Origin of the sequence: Arthrobacter sunyaminii (assembly GCF_018866305.1) — a bacterium.
GTDB classification, from domain to species: domain Bacteria; phylum Actinomycetota; class Actinomycetes; order Actinomycetales; family Micrococcaceae; genus Arthrobacter_B; species Arthrobacter_B sunyaminii.
The window spans coordinates 618,935-641,354 of record NZ_CP076456.1 but is presented as its reverse complement, the minus strand read 5'-3'; the positions used below and the strand labels follow the sequence as shown (position 1 = coordinate 641,354).

Here is a 22,420-nt window from a genome sequence, read left to right as displayed (position 1 = left end):
GGCCCCTCGCCTGCCCGGCAAGGCGGTAAACCCGTACCCGAAAGCAGATATCGTTAACGCAGTGCCGGGCCCGCAAAAGCTCCTGGACCCGATGAAGATCCCCGAAATGAATTGACGTACTACACCTGTGAGTGAAACAACCAAACGCCGCGTCAACGTTGCAGCGCTGATGACGGCGCTGCTGGCCGCCTGCATGGCGTTCCAGCTGAACGCCTCCATGCTTTCCCCCGCACTGTTGACCATTGAAGAAGAGCTGAACACCACTTCTGCGGCCGTCGCCCTGACCCAGACGGCGTTCTTCACCGCTGCCGCTCTCTTCTCCCTGTTCCTTCCCCGGCTCGGTGACATCATCGGCCGCAAGAAGGTCCTGGGCGGCATGCTGGTGGTTCTGACCATCGGCTCCGTGGTGGCCGCCCTCGCCCCCAGCATCGAAGTGCTGTTCCTCGCCCGGCTGATCCAGGGCGTCTCCGGGCCCACGGTGGCGCTGTCCATGATCATGCTGCGGGTGGAAATCCGTGAACCAAAGCTCTACGGCACCCTGATGGGTGTCATCGCCGCGGTCAACGGAGGCATTGCCGGCGTCGACGCCATTGCCGGCGGTTACCTGGCGCAGAATCACGGCTTCGCCTCCGTTTTCTGGACCATGGCCGCCGTGGGGGTCCTTGCCGCTGCTCTGGTGATTGTGGTCGTTCCGGAATCCTCCGCGGCAGTAAAGGCCAAGATGGACTGGGTGGGCGTGGTTCCCCTGGTCATCTCCGTGGGCACCCTGCTCACCGCCTTCAACGAGGCCGGCAAGCTGGCGGACGCCAACTGGCCGCTGGTCATCGGCCTCATGGTCATCGCCGCCATTGCCTTCACCGTGTTCTGGAAGGTTGAAAACCGCACCGAACAGCCGTTGATAGCCACCCGTCTGCTGAAGCAGCGTTCCACCTGGGCGCTGCTGCTGACCACCGTACTGACCATGACCGGCGTCTTTGCCGTCATGAACGGCATCATTCCCGCTCTGGCGCAGGACGGCGTCGTCGGGTTCGGCATGGGCGCCGAGGATTCTGCCTGGTGGACCATTACCCCTTATGCCCTCGCCGGACTGGTGATCGGACCCTTCGCCGGACGCCTCGCGGGCAGCTGGGGCTACGCAAAGGTGCTGCGGATCGGCACCATCGGCTCCGTCATTGCGCTGGCCCTGATGCTCCTGATCGTCGGCAGCGATTCCCAGCTGGGCCTGCTGGGCGTCTCGGTGCTGATCGGCATCACCTACGCCGGCATCGGCAACGTCATGCTCAGCGGCCTGGGCGTGTTGCTGTCCCCCAAGGAGAACCCCGGCTTCCTGCCGGGGCTGAACGCCGGTGCGTTCAACCTGGGCGCCGGGCTCAGCTTCGCCGTGATCTACGCGGCCAAAACGGCCACTACAGCAGCGGACGGGTCGGGCACCGAGGGCTACTACGGCGGCATCATTGCCGGCCTGGTCATCCTGGTGCTGGCCCTGGCCGCCTCCTTCCTGATCCCCAAACCGGCAACGCCGGAAGCCGGCGCCAGCCCTGAAGCAGCCGCAGAAACAGATCGGCTCGCCAACGCCGAACCTGCCGAACCTGCCCTTCGCTGACTGCTGCAGCGCAAAGGTTAGGGCCTGCCCCGAACACAGGCAAATTGGCCGCGGGTCCGGCGGGATGGGACAGCAACATCAGGAAATAGAGGCCTAAAAACGCCGCTATCTTTAATGCAGTGCCCCCTCCCGTCAAGGGAAAGTGCTGCCCTTCGAACGGTTTCCCGGTCAACGCCTGAACCCGTTCCGCAGCGCGCCGCACTCCGCCGTGGCCTCCTCCCGCACCGCATTGTTGCGCCTGCTGAACGGATCGCCCAGGCGGGGCACTGCACCACGGGGACTCCGGTCCCCCAGCGAGAACCTCAACGAAGCGGAGATGCAATGCCCCACAAAATCATCCTGGACTGCGATCCCGGCCATGATGATGCGGTCGCCCTGCTGCTGGCACACGGCAGCCCGGAGATCGAGCTTCTGGCGGTGACCACCGTCGTCGGAAACCAGACTTTAGAGAAGGTGACGCGCAACGCGCTGGCGATTGCCCGTGTTGCAAATATCACAGGTGTTCCCTTCGCTGCGGGCAGCCCGCGGCCCCTGGTCCGCACCATCGAAAACGCACCGGACATCCACGGCGAGTCCGGCATGGACGGCCCTGAGCTCCCCGAGCCTGCCATCGACCTGGATCCGCGGCACGCCGTGGACCTCATCATCGACACGGTCATGTCCCATGCCCCCGGCACCGTCACCCTGGTGCCCACCGGCGGACTGACCAACATTGCGCTGGCAGTGCGCAAGGAACCGCGCATTGCCGAGCGCGTGAAGGAAGTTGTCCTCATGGGCGGCGGCTACCACGTGGGCAACTGGTCTGCGGTGGCCGAATTCAACATCAAGATTGATCCCGAAGCCGCGCATATCGTCTTCAACGAAAAGTGGCCGCTGACCATGGTCGGCCTGGACCTCACGCATCAGGCCCTGGCCACGGACGAGGTTGCCAACCGCATCGCCGCGGTGGGCACCAAGCCCGCCAAGTTCGTCGGGGAACTCCTCGAATTCTTCGGTCAGGCCTATAAGGACAATCAGGGTTTTGATTTCCCGCCTGTCCATGACCCGTGCGCCGTCGCCTACGTCATCGACCCCTCGGTCATGACCACCCGGCGTGTTCCGCTGGATGTCGAACTGACCGGCACCCTGACCCTGGGCATGACGGTGGCGGATTTCCGTGCACCGGCGCCCGCTGACTGCAACACCTCCGTGGCTGTTGACCTGGATCACCAGAAATTCTGGGACCTGGTTGTCGACGCTCTGGAGCGAATTGGTGAGGTAGACCTGTGAGCGAAACAACCCAGCGCCGCGTCAATGTGGCCGCCCTGATGACGGCCCTGCTGGCTGCCTGTGTGGCCTTCCAGCTCAACGCCTCCATGCTCTCCCCCGCTCTCGTGAAGATCGAGGAGGAACTCAACACCACCTCCGCTGCCGTGGGTCTGACCCAGACGGCGTTCTTCACCGCCGCTGCCCTCTTCTCCCTGTTCCTTCCCCGCCTGGGCGACATCATCGGCCGCAAGAAGGTCCTGGGCGGCATGCTGGTGGTCCTCACCATCGGTTCCGTGGTGGCCGCACTGGCACCCAGCATCGAGGTCCTGTTCATCGCCCGCCTGATCCAGGGCGTCTCCGGACCTGTGGTGCCCCTGACCCTGATCATGCTGCGCGTGGAAATTCGTGACGCCAAGCTCTACGGCACCCTGATGGGTGTCATCACGGCTGTCAACGGCGGCATCGCCGGCGTTGACGCCATTGCCGGCGGCTATCTGGCTGAAAACCACGGCTTCGCGTCGGTGTTCTGGGCAATGGCCGCCGTGGGCGCCGTGGCGACCGCGCTCCTGCTGTTCCTGGCGCCGGAATCCCGGGCCGAGAAGAAGGAAAAGATGGACTGGGTGGGCGTGGTTCCCCTGGTCATCTCGGTGGGCACCCTGCTGACCGCCTTCAACGAGGCCGGCAAGCTGGCGGACGCCAACTGGCCGCTGGTCATCGGCCTCATGGTCATCGCCGCCATTGCCTTCGCGGTGTTCTGGAAGGTTGAAAACCGCACGGAAGAGCCGCTGGTGGCCACCTATCTGCTGAAGCAGCGTTCCACCTGGGCGCTGCTGCTGACCACGCTGCTGACCATGACCGGTGTCTTCGCCGTCATGAACGGCATCATTCCCGCCCTGGCGCAGGACGGCGTCGTCGGGTTCGGCATGGGCGCCGAAGAGTCAGCCTGGTGGACGCTCACCCCGTACGCCATCGCCGGGCTGGTCATGGGCCCGATCGCCGGCCGCCTTGCCGCCACCTGGGGTTACGGCAAGATGCTGCGGACCGGCATGATCGGCTCAGTGATTGCGCTGGCCCTGATGCTCCTGGTCGTCGGCAGCGATTCCAAACTGGGCCTGTTGGGCGTCTCGGTGCTGATCGGCATCACCTACGCCGGCATCGGCAACATCATGCTCAACGGCCTGGGCATTGTGCTTTCCCCCAAGGAGAACCCCGGCTTCCTGCCGGGTTTGAACGCCGGTGCGTTCAACCTGGGCGCCGGGCTCAGCTTCGCCGTGATCTACGCTGTAAAGACTGCCACCACGGCTGCGGACGGATCCGGAACTGAGGGCTACTACGGCGGTCTCATCGCCGGTCTGGTCATTTTGGTGCTGGCATTGGCCACGTCCTTCCTGATCCCGAAGCCGGCCAACGCCGAAGTGGAAACCACTGCTGAGAAAGCCGTCCGGTAAGCACAGTCCGCCTCACCCGCCTGATCCGCCCCAAAGGAGAACGTCCCGCATGTCCGCCGGAAAAGTTGTAGTTGTAGGGTCGCTCAACGCCGACCTAACCGTCCGCACCGACCGCTTCCCGCAGCCCGGGGAAACCCTCAACGGCTCGGAACTGGTCATTGTTCCAGGCGGAAAGAGCGCCAACCAGGCTGCTGCAGCGGCCATCCTGGGTGCCGACGTTCGACTGTTCGGCGCCGTGGGAGCCGACGGACACGGGGATCTGCTGCTGAAGGCCGCGGCTGCTGCCGGTGTTGACGCCTCCCGCGTCCTGCGCCGCACGGACACGGCAACCGGGACGGCCATGATTGTGGTGGATGCAGCCGGGGAAAACACCATCATCGTTTCCCCGGGCGCCAACGGCACCGTCACCGGCGCTGAGCTGCCGGAGAACCTGTTCGACGACGCCGCAGTCCTTACGCTGAGCCTGGAGGTTCCGCTTGACGCGGTCACTGCCGCGGCATGCGCGGGGCACGACGCCGGCGCGCAGGTCCTGCTGAACCTCTCCCCGTACCGGGAGGTTCCGGCCGAGCTGCTCGCACTCACCGATGTCCTGCTGCTCAACACCCACGAAGCGGCGCTGGTCACCGGTCTTACTGATCCGGCCGCCGACTGGGAAGCGGTCATCGCTGTCCTGGGACAGCTCGGCGTGCGGCGCACCATCATCACGCTCGGCGGGGACGGCGCCGTCGTGCTGGACGGCACAGCCCAGGGAGCGGATCGAGTGGTCTCCGTGGCACCCACCCGTGTCACCGCAGTGGACACCACCGGCTGCGGCGATGCTTTCACCGCGGCTACCGCAGCGCGGCTTGCCGCCGGGGATTCGCTGGTGGAGGCTGCGACTTTCGCAGCTCGGGCCGGTGCATTGGCCGCCACCCGCGAGGGTGCGCAGTCCTCCTACTCGGCACTGGCTGAGCTGGCGGGCTAATACCCGCTTCTCCGGTTGGAACAAGAGGCCCCGCACCCACATGGTGCGGGGCCTCTGCCGTTGGCATGTCTTCCACTGGGCATGGCAGTTAGTTAGCCTCGGCAACGACGCGGCGCCGCGGCCGGGTCAGCAGAACTGCAGCGGCGGTGGCGGCCGGAACCCCCAGAGACCACCAGGGGAAACCGGGCATCCGCACGCCTGACTCCAACTCGACGTCGTCTTTTTCTGCGACAACAGGAGACTCTGTGCGTTCGCCGCGGACCAGCAGGCGGTGCGAGTTGACGCCGGTGGGAGTGCAGGTGATGAGTGTCAGACGGTCCCTGCCCGGGTCAGGGCGCAGGGCCTGAGTGTCTCCCGGCTCCACCACAGTGATCTGGTCGACCCGGTAATGAAGCTGCTCCTCCAACACTGTGACCGAGAAAGTGTCGCCCTTTTCGAGTTTGTTCAGGTCGGTGAACAGGGTGGCATCCATCAGCCCGGAGTGTGCCGTGAGGACGCTGTGGGTGCCGGCCCCGCCCACCGGAAGCGAGGAGCCGAAGAGGTGCCCGACGCCGCGGGCCAGGGTATCTTCGTCGGTTCCATGGAAGACGGGGAGGTCCACCCCCACGGCAGGTATCTGCACCCGCGCCATCATCCCCCCGGGAAGCCCGCCCAGTACCTCACGATAGGTCTGGGCCCCGCCACCGACCTCGCTTGGGCTGCCGTCGGCTTCCAGCGTGTAGGGGTCCCGCAGCGGACCTCCGGGCGAGTTGGCGTTGTAGAGGCGCGCCTCGGCCAGCATCGCCTGGCGGGTATCTTCCGGAAGGCCCTGGGACTGGTGCACATAGGCATTGATTTGTTCGGCGTGGCCGCGGTCGGAAAACCAGTCCGCGGCGCTCGGATACAGCAGTACTGCCACGCCGGCCGCGGCCGCCAGCACAGTCAGCAGCCGCCGGAGATCCCAACTGCGGCTCCGGTGCCGGGCCGCTTGGCGCTTCCTTCTTCCCATTGCTTCCTTCGGATCCGTCTGGGGCGTTTGTTAAGAACGACTAGGCCGGAGAGGACGCGCGGCGTCCTCCCCGGCCTGTTGCGGGTTATTCCCCGGCGCGGCGGCGGGAGTTCAGGAGCAGGGCGGCCGCTCCTCCCACCAGCAGGACACCCGCTGCGTAGAGCAGCGCGGTGCCGCTGCCACCGGTCAGCGGCAGTTTGAAACCGCCGTTGGACGGAACGTTTTCGACCTGCAGGTCGACGCCGGCAGCGGTGGTCGCTGCGGTGACGGTGAATTCGATGGGCTGGGCGAGCAGTTCGTATCCGGCCGGTGCCTCAACTTCCACCAGGTAGTACTTCTGGAACGCGGCGGCGTCAGTGATCTCCCGGCCGTCTGCCCAGTTCGAGTAGCGGAGCCCGGACAGTGTCAGGGTGCCGTCGGCGGCCGTGGTGAAGACGGTGCTGCCCTCCAGGGACACGGCGTTGGTGCCGGAGACGGCGTCGGCTTGGCTCGTAAAGACTGAGAATTTCGCTCCGGCGAGCGCTGCACCGGCCTCGTTGGTCTTCTGCACTGTCAGCCCGCCCCACTTGGTGATGACCGTGGGAGACGGCGTAGGTCCGTTCGGATCACCGGGGGTGACGCTGAAGCTGGGCGCGCTGGGGTACAGCAGAGCCTGGTTCTCAATTTCGCCTGCGGCAGTGACCTCGGCGGTGAGGATTACCTGGACTTCCGAGGTGTGGTTCGCGGCCAGCACCCCGCGTCCGTCTGCGGTGAATTCGACGGTTACCCGGTTGGAGGCAGTCTCATGGGCAACCGTGTAGTGCGTTCCCTCGACGATGGCTGTGCCGTTGGTCAGGGCGACCTCCGCACGGACATACTTCAGCTTGGAATCCAGTTCGTCCACGAACTTGTAGCCGTCGATGACTGTTTCGTTGGGGATATCGCCGGTGATGGTGAAGTCGATTTCATCCCCAACCCGGGTGTCGGCGTTGTCGGTGACGGTCTTGGACAGAGTGGAGACGGAGTTCTTCGGGTAGACGTGCACGTCATAGAGCCACCCGTCCCGCTGGTTGGGGTCCGTGAGGGGAACGGTGACCAGGAACGGCGCCGCCGGGGTAACACCGGCCGGGTAGGAAGTCTCCGTGACCAGGTAAAGCCCCAGGTCCAGGTTGCTGAAGGCGGCCGAGCCCGTGCTGTCCGTGAGCGCCCTTTTGGCTGCGCCGAGCACGGCGGAGGCAGAGGTGATGGAACCGGCGGGGTTGGCGGGGTCAAACACCCTGCTGATGTCCTCGGCAGCCTGCCATCCGCTGTTCGCCGCCAGGTCCACGGGATTCACCTGTTCGATGGTGAACTCGACGCCCGCCAGTGGGGTGAGTCCGTCCAATCCGCTGGTAACAGCTGCTCCGTTGGCGGGCAGGCCTGTTGCTGCATCGGGCTTGTGGAACTTGTGGACCGTCAGCGAACCCTTTTGGGCCGCGTCGACGACGGGCGATGCGTGGGCCGGTGCCGAGACGCCGAGCAGGGCTACCAGCGCTCCGGCGACCAGTGCCGACGCGCTGCGCCAGCGGAGTCCCCTCTGCTTTGATTCCAATGTAGTGCTCCTCATAGTGGTTGCCTCTTAGGTGGTGAGGCTTGGTGGTGCGGTTTAGGTGGTGCGGTCTTAGGTGCTCTTCGAGCGGCGCGGCGCAGACCGCGGCATCAGAAGAGCAAGCGCGGCTGCTGCCAGAAGCAGTCCGCCGGCAATCAGGAAAGTGGTGGTTCCGCGCCCGCCTGACTCAGGCAGTTGCAGCGCCGGTACATCTCGAACAGTGATCTGATAGATGCCGGACGCGGGTTCCCTGGCAACGGAGACGACGCCGTTCCCGGCCCCGCCCAGGATGGCTGCGGTCCCGTCAGCCGTGACGGAAAACTTCACCGGTTCAGCCAGCAGGTTGAAGCCTGCAGGTGCCTGGGTTTCCTCAAGCCAGTAGGTCCCCGCAGGGAGGTTCTCAGCACGGAACGCACCCGTTTTCCCGGTAACGGCGTTCACAGCAGCACCGGCGGGTTCAGGCCCGGGGGCGCCTGCGTTGTCCTGACGGATGCTCCACGCGGAACCGTCCATCGGAACCCAGCCGGCATCGGCTGATTCGCCTATTTTTTGAATCAGGACCACGGCATTGGTGCTGTGCGTGGTGGTACAGAAGTCACACCGCACTGCGCCTTCGGTGCTGCTGGCACCGGTGGCGACGTTGCGCAGGGTGGTTGCCCAGGCATCGTCCCGGATCCGCACTGAGTAGGTGAGCTCGGCAGTGGTTCCGGCGGGCAGTGTGACGGGGCCGGCGGCCAGGATGCCGTTGGCACCGGGATCGGCCACCGCTAGCGCCGGGGAACCGACGACGGACAGGCGGGCCGATCCCGGGACGAACACAGCGTCGTCGAGGACGTCGCTGAGGTTGTCCGTGATCATCAGGCCGTCTGCCGGTCCGGCCAGGCTTTGAGCAGACACGGTGTAGCTGACGGTGTCCCCCGGGGATACCGTGCTGCCGGTGACGGGTACCGCTCCCTTGGACAGCAGAACATCCGTTACGGAGTGGGAGGTGCACATGGAGTTCGCGGGCAGGCATTCCGCGGGCGGCAGGCTATCCCGATGCACCACGGCGTTTTCCAGCAGGGAATCCCCGAATCCGGTCTGCGCTACCCGAACCCGGTACGTAACCTCTGCCTCGGAGTTCGCCGCCAGGGATCCGGTAATCCGCAATGTACGGGCATCCGGATCGAATTCCGCATAAATGCCGGCGGGTACCGAGATGGAGGTGGTGTCCAGAACAGCGTCATCCAATACGGAACCCAGATGATCGGTGAAGTCCACGGCGGCTGCGACGTTAGTGCTGTTGGACAAAAGCAGGCGGTAGGTTACGAGGCTGCCGGGAAGCACGGTGGTGCCGCTAGCCGGATTGGAGCTCTTGGTTAGGACGGCGTCCGGCGTGACCGGCAGCAGGTGGTCTTCCACCTCGCCGGTAGCTGCAGCTCCGGTCGGGAGGGTGGTTTCGCTGCTTCTTGCGGCAATGCGGAATCGGGAGCCGACGGCGGTGACTCCCGCAGCGGGGGTTACACCGGTCCAGGTCAGGGTCGCTTTGCCTCCGGCGACCGTCGCCTGGGCGCGTTCCACGGCGTCGAAGGTTCCGTTGTTGTTCCAATCGATCCAACCGGCGACGGTCATGCCGTCAGCTTTGCCGGCGTTCAAAGTGACGGAATAGTCCTGTGTGCGGCTGGGGATCGGCGGCGGGGCAGAAGTCCCCGTGAGCTGAGACCAGTTCTCATCCCCCGTCTTTATACCGGATGCGTCGAGGCCGCACGGGCCGGTGCTCTCCGTGTTTCCTGCCCCCGTATCGTCATCTCCGGTCCAGGGGACAGCGTTGTCACGTCCGTAGAGGGGGTCATGGTCCGGGTCGCCCGGAACACAGCCGAGGAAGGGATTGCCCAGGGCGGTGTTGAAAGCCACTCCGGGTGCGCCGGGCGTCCCGGTGAAAGCCTGTGGATTGGTGCCGACAGCAGTCCAATCGGTGAGGTGGACAGCGGGACCGTAGGACGCCGGTGCGTCACCGAAATCCATGGGAAGCATGACGCCGATCATCACGTTCTGCATGCCGGTGGCCGTGATATCCGCACGGATTTCCGTGGCACCCCTGGAAACGCCGATGGGAGCGGTCCCCTTGCCTGACTTCCCTTCGGTGAGCCAGGGACCCATGGTCCGTGTTCCGAATCCACCGTTCGCCAGAGACGAGGTCCACATTCCGGCTCCGGGACGGCTGCTGTTGTCGATGTTCTGCCAGGGAGCACCGTTGGTGGTAATAACGTTGCTTTCGTTTGCCCAGGGTCCGGCGCTTTCGCCGTCCGTGGCCACCACGTCTACGGCGACAGGCTGCCCGCGGAAGGTGGCGGTCAACTGCAGAGTGAAGGACACTGTGCTCCGGTCATCGCTGGGAGTGATCACGGAGTACTGGTTTCCGGTGTCGTACCCGTTGAGCTTGAGTTCAGACCAGTCCGGGTCCTGGCGGGTGACGTGGACGGCGCGGGTTCCCGTTCCTCCGGCACGCGGTGCCGCGGAAACTTGTCCGAAGGTTGCCGAGATTTCGAAGTCCCGGGCCGGTGTTTCAACAAGCTTGGTTCCCGGCTGCACCTTGAAATATGGGCGGTTGCGGAACACGCCGGACCCAGCCGTGTTTGTCGCCTTGGACCAGTCGAGCCAGTAGACCGAACTGGCAGAGCGTCCGTTGCCGGCCGCCGTAGCGGCGCTGGCCTCGCCCGGGGAAACAAGCGGCAACGCAGCGAAACACAGAAGCACCAGGACACCGGCAATGGCGGCGTGGAGCCGGCTGGGTATGCGCGACAAAGGGATTCCTCATTCTTTGAAGGGTCCTGCGGACAGCACGGGCCGGAGCGGCGCGGCGTGGTCATTGACGGCAGGGAGATCTGCCTCCATTCAACGCGGAGGAACCGTCGGGGAAGGCGGGGATGAGGCAGAACTCCAACCGATTCACCCGATTTTTAACCCTTAATATATTGACAGCAGACTTATTGAATGGGATAGTTTGCGTCTTTCTTGAGCTTGAGTCATAAGCTGGCAGGAAATGACCGTTGAACCAACACCTGCCAGCCCCGTATGGGAGCGGATCTTGGCGAGCCTTGATCCGGGTTCCTCCCTGTTGGTGGTCATCGCTCCCCGGGGTTCAGGCAGACTGCGTCTTGCTCGTTCCTGGGTGGGCACCGAGGGACGGGTGGTGGATTACAGCGGGATGCCGACAGGCACCACACCGGCTAGGGCCGTTGCCGAGGTTCTCGCGGAGCACCAGAAGCATCCGGATATCCGGGTTGCCGCTGTGCTTCCGCCATCACCTGAGGCCTACGGGTTGGCTCAGAGACCGGATGCGCAGATGGTGGGCGCGTCCGACCTCTTTCTGACGGTGTCCGAAGTGGAGCTCGTCAGCGCGCAGTTCAGATGTCGCCCGACAGCCGCAACCGTTCCTTATGAAGCGGGCACGGTTCCCGAGCGGTCGCCGGAGCAGCTGTGGCGCCTGACCGGCGGTTGGCTGTACGGAGTGGAAACGCTCTTGTCTAATCCCGCCGCAGAAACGCAGGTGGCGAGCTCTCTCGGCCGGGCCATCGCACCTTGGGTCTCCCGCCTGGACCCAACCGGTTTCCTGTCTGAAGCCGCCTTTTTGCCGTTCTTCACGGATTCAATGCTCCAGGCCTTTTATGCTCACCGGGCAGACCGGGTTCCCGGGACCGCCCAGTTGGCCGAAGCCTGCCTGATCGTCCCTGCGGCAAACGGCGAGTGGATCATGCCGGATCTGGCGCGCAGGGAACTGCGGGCGTCCCTGCAGCGGCGCAGCCCGGAACGCGCTGAGCAGCTGGATGAGTTGGCGGTGGCAGCACTCGCCCGAGTCAGTGAACCGGGCGCCGCTGTTATGGCGGCCATCGAGCGGCGCAGTTGGCGGGGCTTGTGGGCTGTGCTTTCAGAACACTGGGTTGACCTCTTCATGACCAACCCGCGGATGCTGCGTTATGCCGCTCAAAAGATGCCTGCCCGGATTGCCCGGGGCGAGTTATTCACCGCCACACTGAAGATCCTGGCCTCCGTCGATGAAGACCGGATGAACCTGCCGCTTCCAACCATTGAGCCCAACTATGCGGACGACCGGACGGCGCAGAATCTTCGGAAGCTGACACAGCAGTATTCCCGCCGCCCCAGTTCCTTTGCAGTGACCGCGGGACTGGTGGAACTCAGCTTCCTGCGGCTCCAGGGCCACTACGAAGAGTCCGGGCGTTGCGGCGCACGGCTGCGCAGAGTCGTGTCCCAGGCTGCAGCCGCCAACCGGGTACGTCCTGTGCTGGCCGGTATGGCCGAGCTGCACAGCGGCCTGTCACTGCATGTTGCCGACCGCCTAATCGAGGCGGCCAACGCCTACGAATCAGCTATGCTCTGGGCTGCCAGCGTTGACAACGCTTTTATTCAGGCCAATGCCGCAGCAAATCTCGCGCTTGTGCACGCGCAGAGCGGAAACACGCAGCTGGCCCGTAATTGGGCTGACCGGGCGGACAGTTTTCTTGCCCGGACCGCGTGGGGGACAAAGATGGTGGCCAGAGGCGCACATCTGGCCCGCGTTTACATCGCCTGGCATGAACTGGACCGGCAGAAGATGGATGCCGGGCTGGCCCTGTTGCCCCCGGAACCGGACAACGACGAGTTCTGGCCGCTCCATGCCGAATTGCTGACTATGCGCGAAAGGTTCTTCGGCTCAGCTGATGCGGGGATGCACCGGATCAACAACCTGCGCAGCACTCGAACATACGCTGCCCATTCGCCCATGGCAGTCAGGGCACTGCAGCACTCCGAAGTAGTGGCCCGGGTGGCACTTGATGCCCTGGATGTGCCTCGGAAACCGGCCGCCGGCTCCCTCGAGCTACGCAACGTGCAGGCTTACCTGTCCCTGCAAAGTGGAAACGTCGACGCTGCGCTGGTCATCCTGCACCGGACCCTCTCCTCCAGTGACGGGGGATGGCGGACCCGCAGCTTGGCACGGAACCTGCAGCTGCTGGCGAGCGCTTTCCCCGGCCCGCTGGGATCCGATGCCCTGGAAACTGTCCGTGAGAACTACTCTGCGGGCGGGGAGCTGATCGATCTGCTGTGGCTGTGGCAGGATCCGCAGAACCAGGACGGACTGAGCGCAGTCCTGGGCCTCACCGATGAGGAAATCGGCCGGCTGGCATCCTTCGAGGCTCCCCGCAGGGGACGCGCCGAAGGCAGGGTCACGCTGACGGAGCGGGAGATCCAGGTCCTTGCCGGCCTGCGGTTGGGCAGGACCCGTGCGGATATGGCCCGTGAACGGCATGTCTCCGTGAACACGGTCAAAGCCCAGACCAGCTCGCTGTACCGGAAACTTGGAGCCACCACCCGAAACGAAGCACTGCGCAAGGCTAAACACTGGGGTTATTGATACGGGTGCTGCGGCCGGCTCTGCAGCGCCCGCCTCTGCGCCGGTTGCTCCTGCCTCTTGACCCGGCTGTTAGGCTCTGGCCGCATGGATGAAAAACTGGGGGAATTCCTTCGCAACTTCACCCGTGCCGTCGAGTTGGCACAGGCGCACCGGGACGAAACTCCGGGACGTGTCCGCCTCTTGGACGTCCTGACCTCACATCTGGGCATGTCCGCCTCTGACCTTCCCATCCTGGCCCAGGACTTTCCGGTCCATCGTTTCGCGGACCTGGACATCGCCGTCGAGAAGGTCTCCGGGCAGGATCCGATGGCACGGCTGATCGGCGTGGGCGGCGGGCAGCAGCGTCACCACCTATCCCTCTCGGACCTTGTGCAGCAGGAGTACGGTCCCGTGACCGTGGGCCAACCTGATTTCGTCAATCTCGCCGTCGGTCCGGACAGCACCCGCGAGGTGCTGGCACTGGGACTGCGGCTTTTTGTCTACGAAGGGGTTCCGCTGGCGGTGCTGCAGCGCGCAGCCAACCCGCAGTATGGACGCAACGGGACCGACATTGCCGTGCTGGCCCCGGAGCGGGAAGCCGCGGCCCGCTTCCTGACGGCGGTCCAGGAGGATCTGCGGACCAACAGCATTCTGCGTGGACAGGTCGTGTCCTTCGCCTTTGACCCCTACGGCCAGCAGGGCGCCGGCGTCACGTTCCTGCCCCGTCCCTCGCTTCCCGCAGACGAAGTCATCCTGCCCGACGGCGTGCTGGACCGGGTGGGCCGGCATGTCCTGGGCATCGCTGCCAACCGGGAGGTGCTCCGCGAACACGGGCAGCATCTCAAGCGCGGCGTCCTGCTGTACGGCCCGCCCGGCACCGGGAAAACCCATACCGTCCGCCACCTGCTCAGCGCCAGCGAGGGCACGACGGCGGTGCTGCTCGCCGGGAGTTCGCTGCACGCGGTGGGAGAAGCGGCCCGACTGGCCCGTGCCATGGCGCCGTCCATGGTGATCCTTGAGGATATTGATCTGGTGGCCGAGGACCGGGACATGGGCAACGGCCCCCAGCCCCTGCTCTTTGAAGTCCTCGACGCCCTGGACGGGCTGGATGCCGACGCCGATGTCGTCTTCCTCATGACCACCAACCGGGCGGAAGCCCTGGAACGGGCGCTCGTGCAGCGGCCCGGGCGGGTGGACCTCGCCGTCGAAATTCCGCTGCCCGATGCCGGAAACCGGGTGCGGCTGCTGGAACTCTACGCCCCGGCCGGAGTGTTTTCCGAAGCTGCGCTGCAGGCTGCCGCGGACCAGTCCGAGGGCGCCACCGCGTCCTTCGCACGGGAGCTGATCCGGCGGGCAGTACTGGTTGCCGTGGATGCCGGCGAGCAGCCCGGTGACAAGCACTTGGCCGCCGCCGTTCGGGAACTCCTGGGCCAGGGCGAGACATTGACGCGGAGCCTGCTGGGCGCCGGAGGCGCTTCTGCCGGCCCGGATTCTGCCGGGGTTTCTGACGGCGGGGTTTCTGACGGCGCCGGGCTGCTGCCGGACGGGCAGGAACCTCACCCCGGGGTCAGCGTAGGTTACAGCTTTGGCCGGGTCGGCCAGGGCGGGGCCAGATATGTCCCGCTGCCGCGGGCCACATGATGGCTACCGGGCGGCTGCCCTGCCGGCCGCCCGGCCGCTGAACAGGCAACCGCCCAGGAAGGTTCCTTCCAGGGACCGGTAGCCGTGCATGCCGCCGCCGCCAAAACCCGCCGCCTCACCCGCGGCAAAGAGGCCGGGAACGGGATTTCCGTCCAGCCCCAGCACGCGTGAGTCCATGTCCGTTTCCAGACCGCCGAGGGTTTTGCGGGTCAGCACCGACAGCCGCACCGCAATGAGCGGACCATCTTGAGGATCCAGAATCGGATGCGGGGACGCCGTCCGAATGAGCCGGTCCCCCAGATAGCTCCGGGCTCCGCGGATGGCGGTAACCTGGCTGTCCTTGCTGAACGGATTAGCGATCTCCCGGTCCCGGGCTTCCAGCTCGGCCCGGATTGCCTCGGCGGACAGGACCGGAGCAGCGCCGTTGGTGGAGTCCTTCGCCAGCGCGTTCATTCGCGCCACCAGTTCCTCCACCGAGCCGGCGGTAATGAAGTCCTCACCGTGGTCCAGGAACTTTTGCACCGGCCCGGGCACCCCGGCGGTGGCACGGCCCAGCACGTCACGCACGGATTTACCCGTCAGATCCGGATTCTGCTCGGACCCGGACAGTGCAAACTCCTTGCGGATGATCGCCTTGTTGAGGATGAACCAGCTGTAGTCCTGGCCGGTGCCGCGCAGATGTTCCAGCGTGCCGAGGGTATCGAAGCCGGGAAACAGGGGCACCGGGAGCCGGTTGCCGGCGGCGTCCAGCCAGAGCGAGGACGGACCGGGCAGAATCCGGATCCCGTGGTTGGCCCACACCGGGTTCCAATTCCGAATGCCCTCCACGTAGTGCCACATCCGGTCCGGATTGATGACCCGGCCCCCGGCCGCGGCACTGGCGGTGATGCCGCGGCCGTCCACGTGTTCAGGCACCCCGCTGAGCATCGTTTCAGGCGGAGTTCCCAGACGCTTCGGCCAGGCCGCCCGCACCAAAGCATGGTCCCCGCCGATTCCGCCGGTCGTGACGACGACGGCGCCGGCAGTGAACTCGAACTCCGCCAGCGGGACGCGGCTGGTCACAGCGCCGCGAACTGCCGTCGTCGGCTCCAGCACACTGCCGCGCACCCCGGTGACGACGCCGTTGCTTACCGTCAGTTCCTCCATCCGGTGGCGGAATGCCAGCCGCACCAGCCCGCGGGCGACGCCGTCGCGCACTTTCGCTTCAAAGGGTGCGGTGATGCCCGGGCCGGTACCCCAGGTGATGTGGAACCGGGGTACCGAGTTGCCCGGCCCGGTGGCCCCGTAACCGCCGCGTTCCGCCCACCCAACCACCGGAAAGACACGGTGCCCCATCTGATGCAGCCACGCACGTTTCTCCCCCGCCGCGAAGTGGACGTAGGACTCAGCCCAACGGCGCGGCCAGTAATCTTCCGGCCGGTCAAAGCCTGCCGTTCCGAGCCAGTCCTGCCACGCCAGTTCCACGGAATCGCGAACCCGCAGCCGCCGCTGTTCGGGCGTATTCACCATGAAGAGTCCGCCGAAGGACCACCAGGCCTGCCCGCCCAGGCTCGCTTCGCCTTCCTGTTCCACGAGGATGACGGAGCGGCCGGCCTCAATCAACTCGGCGGTTGCTGTGAGGCCCGCCAGTCCGGCACCGACAACAATGACGTCTGCCTCTTCAGTTGGCTGCATCCGGTTCACGGTACCGGCAGATCAGGCCTCTGGCTAGGACTGATATCGGCAGGTTTGATAACAGGCCGGAGCGCTCCCGGACGCCGGGACGGCGACTTGGCGGTTGGCCCTTACTGCCCGGAACACCGCTTCCTAGACTGAACATACGGGCGGCTCTTCTCCGGAGCCTGCGCGCACCCAACCTGACTGGAGATAACCATGGCTGAGAAGGAACATCCCACATCCGGCAATGACCAGGACCGTACCCACAACGAAGCTCCGTCCGAGGGAGACTCGTCAGCCGCTGGACCCAATGAACCGCGTCAGCACAGCCAAGAGGCAGCCGAAGGAGATGATGACAACAAGTAAAAGCGGCTGCAGCCAAAAAGGCCCGGAGTTCCGACAACGGAACTCCGGGCCTTTTGATCAGGACTGCCGATCAGAACCAAAGTGTCAGGATGCTTTGGCTCGGCCGTTCTCGCGGCTGGCGTCGCCGAGCATGTCTGCGTCGTGGCTTTGATCTACAACCGGGCCGGTGCCGGCAATCTCGCGCAGGAGCTCGATTCCCGCGACGGCTGCCTGCTTGGTGGGAAACATGGCTGATACCGCCATGAGCGCGCCGTCACCGGAAATGAGTTTGATCCGAAAAGCGCCGTCGTGGGCGTCTACAAGCTTGAAGTAGCCCGACATCTCTTACCTCCTTGTAAGGGGCATATCTGTGCCACTAATAATAAGCCAACTTATGAACTCTGGAACCATCTGCCGGTCATACGCGCAAGGCCGCAACCCTTTCGTTATCCTGACTGCCCGCCCTGCCTGCCGGGAGCAGCAGTCAGAACACGGTGAATCTGCTCGGGGGTTGCCGGCTGGGACGTCAGCAGTGCCGCAAGGATGCGAGCCTGCGGAGGCTTGAGGTCGCCTGAGGGAATCGCTCCGGCCCGCACCAGGTCCACCCCGCCGCCGTCACCGTACGTCGGGATGACGGGACCGTAGGGAACCCGTGAGCTCAGAACCACAAAGCATCCCCCGCGTACTGCGTCCTGAACCGCTTCCACGAACCCGGGACCGGCGTTCCCCGTCCCGGTACCCGCCAAAACGACAGCGGCCGCGCCGGCGTGGACCGCATGGGAAAACAGATCCGGGTCCGCGCCAAGCGCACAGTCCACGATGGTGACGCGGGTACGGTCGAATTCCTCACTGGGCATGCGCAGCGGAGAAGGCCGGAGCGGCCTGGCAGTGACGTGCAGGCTGTCCCCGATGAAATGTGCCACCTCGGTGCCTCCGGCGTACGGGTCCGCTGCCGTAGTACTGGCAAGAAAGAGTCCCCGGGCTGAACGGATCTTTCCTGCGAACGAAACCAGCACGCCCGTGCCGCGCAGTTCCGGGGAAGCTGCGGCTTCCACGGCCTGCTCCAGATTGTCCGGACCGTCAGGAGCAGTGCTGTCGGCAGGACGGCTGGCACCGGTAAACACCACCGGCTTGGGTGAGCTGTGCACCAGATCCAGCAGGAACGCCGTCTCTTCCATGGTGTCGGTCCCATGTGTGATGACAACGCCGTCCACGGTGGAGTCCATCACGGCGTTGCGTGCCGCTTGGGCAATGAGCCGCAGATCGGAGAACTGCAGCTGATAACTTCCGCTGACCATCACGTTCCGCACGGAAACGGTGTGACGGCGGGACAGCGTCTGAATCAGGTCCTCCGCATGGTCCTTGGCGATCAAACCGCCCGGACCTGTGCTCCGCGACGCGATCGTGCCGCCCGTACCAAGAATTCGAATCGAAGCCATAGGCCAACCCTTCGCGTGATCTCATCTACCAGCCAACGTAGGCCGACCCGGCAGGCGGTGGCTAGGGCACTGCGCCGTACCTGCTGCCGGACGCCGGATTCCGGGAGGATGCTGCAGCCGGGCGGCTGCCTAGACTTGAACCATGGCCGATACCGTCACTGTTGAGCAGCGCAGCGCGAACATGTCCCGGATCCGAAGCAAGAACACCAAACCCGAGCTTTTGGTTCGACGCCTTCTCCAAGCTGCCGGTTACCGCTTCCGCCTGCACGGCGCAGCAGGAGGGAAGCTGCTGCCGGGTAAACCCGATTTGGTGTTCGCCGCCCGGCGCAAGGTCATCTTTGTTAACGGCTGTTTCTGGCACCTGCACAGTTGTGCGGCGGGCCGGCATGCACCGCAGAGCAACACCGAGTTCTGGACCGAAAAGCGGCGCAGAACGGCGATGCGTGACGCAGCAGCACTGGAGTCCCTGGCGGCGGCAGGATGGGAGTCGCTGACCGTGTGGGAGTGTGAGTTGAAGGACCGCAGTGCCCTGGAGGAGCAACTCGTCACATTTCTCGGCCCGCGCGGCACGGCTGGTCGCTAGACTCAAAACCTCACCGCCCCGAACAATCCCCAGTTCATCCGCATCCCCCCGAAGGCAGGACAGACATGGCCCACAACAGCACCGCCAAGCGCGGCGTTCTTTTCGACGTCGACGGAACCCTGGTTGATTCGAACTATCTGCACACCGTTGCCTGGTGGCAGGCCTTCCGGCGGATGGACCTGGACGTTCCGATGTCCGCCGTGCACCGGGCGATCGGGATGGGCGGCGACAAGCTGGTGGAGCATCTCCTGGGCGAGGAGCGGGATAAAGATCAAGACGAAAAGTTGGACGCGACCCACGGAGCAATTTTCTCCACCTGGTGGCCGGCGCTCCGCTCCTTCGACGGCGCCCGGGAGCTGCTGCTGGCCTGTGCGGACAAGGACTTGACCATTGTGCTGGCCTCATCAGCATCAGGACCGGAACTGGAAGTCCTGCGCACCGTCATCGACGCCGATTCCGCGATTACCGCGGCCACTTCCTCCGCCGACGCCGAGGAATCCAAGCCCTCCCCCGACATCCTGCAGTCAGCTTTGGACAGCTCGTCCCTGACCGCTGAAGACACGATCTTCGTCGGTGACTCGGTGTGGGACGTCAAAGCTGCGGCAGAGCTGAAGATCCCGACGATTGGGCTGCTCTGCGGCGGCACCAGTGAAGCGGAACTGCGCGACGCCGGCGCCACCGAGATCTGGGAGAACCCGCGCGAGCTGCTGGAAAACCTGGAGCGCTCGCTGCTCGGGAAGCTGGCGGCGCGCTGACTGCCGCCTGACGGCTCTCCTTTCCCTCTCCCCCGCAAACACGGCCGAATTACCGCTCGAAAGGATGTCCGCATGACCACCGAACCCACCGGCCCTGCCAATACCGAGGACGATCCCCTGGGACCGAGCGCCCCTGCGCCCGAGCCCTCGGGCGACCCGCGCCGCCCCGGACAGGCGGAGCACCCCGCCGACAATATCCGTCAGGCACAGGGCACCTCGCCCGGCGGCACGGTTCCCGCCGGCCATTCCGGCAAGGCTCCGGAGGATCCTGCCGCTGACCGCGGCATTGCGCCGGAGGAAGCCCTGGCCGACCCGGAGTCCTCTGACGGTTAAGCCAGCCCGGCCCGGCGCAGCGCGTCAGCCATCGGACCCTGGGCCGGCGCCGGAACCGCCGGGCGGCGGTTGCTGCCCCGGGCGGGAGCTCCTGCCTTCCCGGTGCGCTGCGGCGAGGATCCCTTGCCGCCGTCGCCGGCTCCCGGCTCGGCGCGGGTCTTCATGACGTGCTCCCGCGGAGCCTTGGGCCCGCGGGTAGCGGCAGCGGCGTCGTCATCCAGGCGGAGCGTCAACGAAATGCGTTTACGCTCCGGATCAGCCTCCAGCACCTTGACCTTGACCACCTGTCCCGACTTCACGACGTCGTGGGGATCTGAGATGAAGGTGGAGGACATGGCGGAAATATGCACCAGTCCGTCCTGATGAACTCCCACGTCCACGAAGGCGCCGAACGCGGCTACATTGGTCACCACACCGTCCAGCACCATGCCCGGACGAAGGTCGGAAATCGTCTCCACGCCGTCGGAGAAGGTAGCCGTACGGAACTCCGGACGCGGATCACGGCCGGGTTTGCGCAGCTCGGCCACAATATCCAGGATCGTGGGCAGCCCGACTGTTTCATCCACGAACGCTGACGGGGTCAGGTTCTCCAGTGACGCTCCCGCCGGACCCATCGTGGTCCCGGCGGCAGCAAGGATCCGCCGGGCAAGGCGGTAGGACTCCGGATGCACGCTGGAGGCATCCAGCGGTTCAGTCCCGGCGGTGACCCGCAGAAAGCCGGCACACTGCTCAAAGGCCTTCGCTCCCAGCCGCGGCACCTTCTTCAGGTCTGCGCGGCGGGCGAAAGGACCGTTCTCATTCCGGTAAGCGACAATGTTTTCGCTGAGCAGCGGTCCGACGCCGGCCACCCGGGTCAGCAGCGCCGGTGAGGCCGTATTCACGTCAACCCCCACGGCGGTGACGCAGTCCTCGATCACGGCATCCAGGGAGCGTTCCAGCTTGGCGGCACTGACATCGTGCTGGTACTGGCCGACACCGATGGACTTCGGATCGATTTTCACCAGTTCAGCCAGCGGATCCTGGAGCCGGCGGGCAATCGACACGGCACCGCGCAGGGAAACATCCATCCCGGGCAACTCTGCGGACGCAAGGGCGGAGGCAGAGTAGACGGAGGCTCCGGCTTCCGACACCACAAGCTTCTGCAGGCCGGAACCTGGCAGCAACCGGATGAGTTCGGTGGCCAGCTTGTCAGTTTCACGCGATGCTGTGCCGTTGCCGATGGCGATTAGCTCAACCCCGTGCTTCTTCACCAGCCCGGCCAGCCGGGACAGCGCCTCATCCCATTTGCGCGCCGGGGCATGCGGATAAATGGTGTCGGTGGCCACCGGTTGTCCCGTGCCGTCCACCACGGCAACCTTCACTCCGGTGCGCAGTCCCGGGTCCAATCCGAGCGTGGCACGGTTTCCGGCCGGCGCTGCCAGCAGGACATCACGCAGGTTCGCTGCGAACACCCGCACCGCTTCGGTTTCCGCAGCGGCGAACAGGCGGACACGCAGGTCGGCGGACAGTTTGGCGAGGATGCGCCGCCACGCCAGCTGCACGGTCTGCTGCAGCCAGGCGTCGGCAGGGCGTCCGCGGTCCGACACACCCAGGTGAGCGGCAACCGCCCGTTCGTATTTTTGCCGGGCGGCGGCCAGAGCAGCGGTGTCGGCCGGGTCGGCTTCCGCCAGTTCCAATTCCAGGATGCCTTCTTTTTCTCCCCGGAACAGTGCCAGGACCCGGTGGGAAGGCATACCGGAAGGGGAGCCGGTAAACGCGAAGTAATCGGCAAACTTCTGGCCCTGCGCTTCCTTGCCCTTCTTGACCTGTGAACGCATCCGCCCCTGCTTCCACAGCCGTTCACGCTGATCCGTAAGCAGGTCGGCGTCCTGGCCCGCCCGTTCAATCAGGATGGCCCGCGCTCCCGCGAGCGCTTCCCCGGGGTCAGGCACGGCATCGTTCACAAAATCGGCGGCTGCACGTTCCGGGCTCAGCATCGGGTTGGCCAGCAGCGCTGCGGCGAGCGGTTCCAGTCCGGCTTCGCGGGCAATCTGTGCCTTGGTGCGGCGTTTCGTTTTGTACGGCAGGTAGATGTCCTCGAGCCGGGACTTTGTGTCAGCAGCGTCTATGGCTGCTCGAAGCTCCGGGGTCAGCTTGCCCTGGCTGTCAATCGCTTCCCGGACGGACTGCCGCCGGTCCTCCAGCTCCCGAAGGTACCGCAGCCGCTCGTCGAGTTCGCGCAGCTGGGCGTCGTCCAGGCTTCCGGTGGCCTCTTTGCGGTACCGGGCAACAAACGGAACGGTGGCTCCGCTGTCCAGCAGGTCGACGGCGGCCCGCACCTGCCAGGGCGCTACCCTCAGTTCCGCAGCGATCTGCGCGCATACGCGGTCGGTAGTCCGGTCGGCTGCCGTGCCGGACCGGCGGCCGGAGCGCTCCGGCCGCGACGGGGTCGGAGTTGCTGGTTTCTTGGGCTGTACCGGGGGAAGACTCACCCGCCCAATTG

Annotated in this window: 17 protein-coding genes; 10 read left to right on the top strand and 7 right to left on the bottom strand. The window is 65.4% G+C overall.

Annotation, left to right across the window (positions count from 1 at the left end):
* Nucleotides 1-127: 127 nt before the first annotated feature.
* The 4 genes from uriT (KG104_RS02900) to KG104_RS02885 all read left to right on the top strand — a co-directional run bounded on the left by uriT (KG104_RS02900) (nt 128) and on the right by KG104_RS02885 (nt 5,263).
* The gene (uriT, locus tag KG104_RS02900; RefSeq protein WP_273545204.1) at nt 128-1,603 is read left to right on the top strand and encodes a uridine transporter UriT; all 1,476 of its coding nucleotides are present in this window, start codon (nt 128-130) and stop codon (nt 1,601-1,603) included.
* 321 nt (nt 1,604-1,924) lie between these two features.
* Nucleotides 1,925-2,872 carry a uridine-preferring nucleoside hydrolase UriH gene (gene uriH, locus KG104_RS02895; protein WP_207348551.1) on the top strand — a complete coding sequence of 316 codons (948 nt, stop codon included), beginning with the start codon at nt 1,925-1,927 and terminating at the stop codon, nt 2,870-2,872.
* The gene (gene uriT / locus KG104_RS02890; RefSeq protein WP_372434208.1) at nt 2,869-4,299 is read left to right on the top strand and encodes a uridine transporter UriT; all 1,431 of its coding nucleotides are present in this window, start codon (nt 2,869-2,871) and stop codon (nt 4,297-4,299) included. Before uriH ends, uriT (KG104_RS02890) begins: the two co-directional genes overlap by 4 nt.
* A 49-nt stretch (nt 4,300-4,348) precedes the next feature.
* Nucleotides 4,349-5,263 carry a ribokinase gene (locus KG104_RS02885; RefSeq protein WP_207348550.1) on the top strand — a complete coding sequence of 305 codons (915 nt, stop codon included), beginning with the start codon at nt 4,349-4,351 and terminating at the stop codon, nt 5,261-5,263.
* 88 nt (nt 5,264-5,351) lie between these two features.
* Here KG104_RS02885 and KG104_RS02880 read toward each other — a convergent pair whose 3' ends face one another.
* The 3 genes from KG104_RS02880 to KG104_RS02870 all read right to left on the bottom strand — a co-directional run bounded on the left by KG104_RS02880 (nt 5,352) and on the right by KG104_RS02870 (nt 10,602).
* Nucleotides 5,352-6,251: a class C sortase gene (locus KG104_RS02880; protein WP_207348549.1), complete on the bottom strand. Its 900-nt coding sequence runs from the start codon at nt 6,249-6,251 to the stop codon at nt 5,352-5,354.
* Between the two features lie 85 nt (nt 6,252-6,336).
* Nucleotides 6,337-7,821: a SpaH/EbpB family LPXTG-anchored major pilin gene (locus KG104_RS02875; protein ID WP_237687279.1), complete on the bottom strand. Its 1,485-nt coding sequence runs from the start codon at nt 7,819-7,821 to the stop codon at nt 6,337-6,339.
* A 69-nt stretch (nt 7,822-7,890) separates the two neighbouring features.
* Entirely contained in the window at nt 7,891-10,602 is a 2,712-nt protein-coding gene (locus KG104_RS02870) for a CshA/CshB family fibrillar adhesin-related protein (RefSeq protein ID WP_207348547.1), read from the bottom strand.
* A gap of 238 nt (nt 10,603-10,840) precedes the next feature.
* Between KG104_RS02870 and KG104_RS02865 the strand changes: the two genes are divergently transcribed.
* Entirely contained in the window at nt 10,841-13,207 is a 2,367-nt protein-coding gene (locus KG104_RS02865; RefSeq protein WP_207348546.1) for a helix-turn-helix transcriptional regulator, read from the top strand.
* An 84-nt stretch (nt 13,208-13,291) separates the two neighbouring features.
* Nucleotides 13,292-14,827, top strand: a complete 1,536-nt coding sequence (locus KG104_RS02860) for an AAA family ATPase (protein ID WP_207348545.1) — start codon at nt 13,292-13,294, stop codon at nt 14,825-14,827.
* 3 nt (nt 14,828-14,830) lie between these two features.
* On the opposite strand, the gene KG104_RS02855 is transcribed toward KG104_RS02860, so the two are convergent.
* A complete protein-coding gene (locus KG104_RS02855; protein WP_207348544.1) occupies nt 14,831-16,501 on the bottom strand; it encodes an FAD-binding dehydrogenase in 1,671 nt (556 codons plus the stop codon).
* A 198-nt stretch (nt 16,502-16,699) separates the two neighbouring features.
* Here KG104_RS02855 and KG104_RS02850 point away from each other — a divergent pair, with 198 nt between their 5' ends.
* A complete protein-coding gene (locus tag KG104_RS02850) occupies nt 16,700-16,849 on the top strand; it encodes a hypothetical protein (RefSeq protein ID WP_207348543.1) in 150 nt (49 codons plus the stop codon).
* A gap of 84 nt (nt 16,850-16,933) precedes the next feature.
* Here the strand turns inward: KG104_RS02850 and KG104_RS02845 are convergent, their stop codons facing one another.
* Together KG104_RS02845 and KG104_RS02840 are read right to left on the bottom strand one after the other, a co-directional pair.
* A complete protein-coding gene (locus KG104_RS02845; RefSeq protein WP_104056180.1) occupies nt 16,934-17,170 on the bottom strand; it encodes a YegP family protein in 237 nt (78 codons plus the stop codon).
* A 104-nt stretch (nt 17,171-17,274) separates the two neighbouring features.
* On the bottom strand, nt 17,275-18,267 hold the full coding sequence (locus tag KG104_RS02840) for an asparaginase (protein ID WP_207348542.1): 993 nt from the start codon (nt 18,265-18,267) through the stop codon (nt 17,275-17,277).
* A gap of 142 nt (nt 18,268-18,409) precedes the next feature.
* Between KG104_RS02840 and KG104_RS02835 the strand changes: the two genes are divergently transcribed.
* The 3 genes from KG104_RS02835 to KG104_RS02825 all read left to right on the top strand — a co-directional run bounded on the left by KG104_RS02835 (nt 18,410) and on the right by KG104_RS02825 (nt 19,938).
* Complete coding sequence (locus tag KG104_RS02835; RefSeq protein ID WP_207348541.1) at nt 18,410-18,850, top strand: very short patch repair endonuclease; 441 nt, start codon at nt 18,410-18,412, stop codon at nt 18,848-18,850.
* A gap of 65 nt (nt 18,851-18,915) precedes the next feature.
* On the top strand, nt 18,916-19,605 hold the full coding sequence (locus tag KG104_RS02830) for an HAD family hydrolase (protein ID WP_104056175.1): 690 nt from the start codon (nt 18,916-18,918) through the stop codon (nt 19,603-19,605).
* Between the two features lie 72 nt (nt 19,606-19,677).
* Complete coding sequence (locus KG104_RS02825) at nt 19,678-19,938, top strand: hypothetical protein (RefSeq protein ID WP_104162156.1); 261 nt, start codon at nt 19,678-19,680, stop codon at nt 19,936-19,938.
* On the opposite strand, the gene KG104_RS02820 is transcribed toward KG104_RS02825, so the two are convergent.
* Nucleotides 19,935-22,409 carry a Tex family protein gene (locus KG104_RS02820; RefSeq protein ID WP_216202345.1) on the bottom strand — a complete coding sequence of 825 codons (2,475 nt, stop codon included), beginning with the start codon at nt 22,407-22,409 and terminating at the stop codon, nt 19,935-19,937. The genes KG104_RS02825 and KG104_RS02820 overlap by 4 nt on opposite strands.
* Nucleotides 22,410-22,420: the final 11 nt, after the last annotated feature.

Coding starts and splice junctions, on each gene's coding strand:
- uriH (WP_207348551.1), top strand. CDS start 1,925: ATGCCCCACAAAATCATCCTGGACTGCGATCCCGGCCATGATGATGCG.
- KG104_RS02885 (WP_207348550.1), top strand. CDS start 4,349: ATGTCCGCCGGAAAAGTTGTAGTTGTAGGGTCGCTCAACGCCGACCTA.
- KG104_RS02880 (WP_207348549.1), bottom strand. CDS start 6,251: ATGGGAAGAAGGAAGCGCCAAGCGGCCCGGCACCGGAGCCGCAGTTGG.
- KG104_RS02865 (WP_207348546.1), top strand. CDS start 10,841: ATGACCGTTGAACCAACACCTGCCAGCCCCGTATGGGAGCGGATCTTG.
- KG104_RS02860 (WP_207348545.1), top strand. CDS start 13,292: ATGGATGAAAAACTGGGGGAATTCCTTCGCAACTTCACCCGTGCCGTC.
- KG104_RS02855 (WP_207348544.1), bottom strand. CDS start 16,501: ATGCAGCCAACTGAAGAGGCAGACGTCATTGTTGTCGGTGCCGGACTG.
- KG104_RS02850 (WP_207348543.1), top strand. CDS start 16,700: ATGGCTGAGAAGGAACATCCCACATCCGGCAATGACCAGGACCGTACC.
- KG104_RS02845 (WP_104056180.1), bottom strand. CDS start 17,170: ATGTCGGGCTACTTCAAGCTTGTAGACGCCCACGACGGCGCTTTTCGG.
- KG104_RS02840 (WP_207348542.1), bottom strand. CDS start 18,267: ATGGCTTCGATTCGAATTCTTGGTACGGGCGGCACGATCGCGTCGCGG.
- KG104_RS02835 (WP_207348541.1), top strand. CDS start 18,410: ATGGCCGATACCGTCACTGTTGAGCAGCGCAGCGCGAACATGTCCCGG.
- KG104_RS02830 (WP_104056175.1), top strand. CDS start 18,916: ATGGCCCACAACAGCACCGCCAAGCGCGGCGTTCTTTTCGACGTCGAC.
- KG104_RS02825 (WP_104162156.1), top strand. CDS start 19,678: ATGACCACCGAACCCACCGGCCCTGCCAATACCGAGGACGATCCCCTG.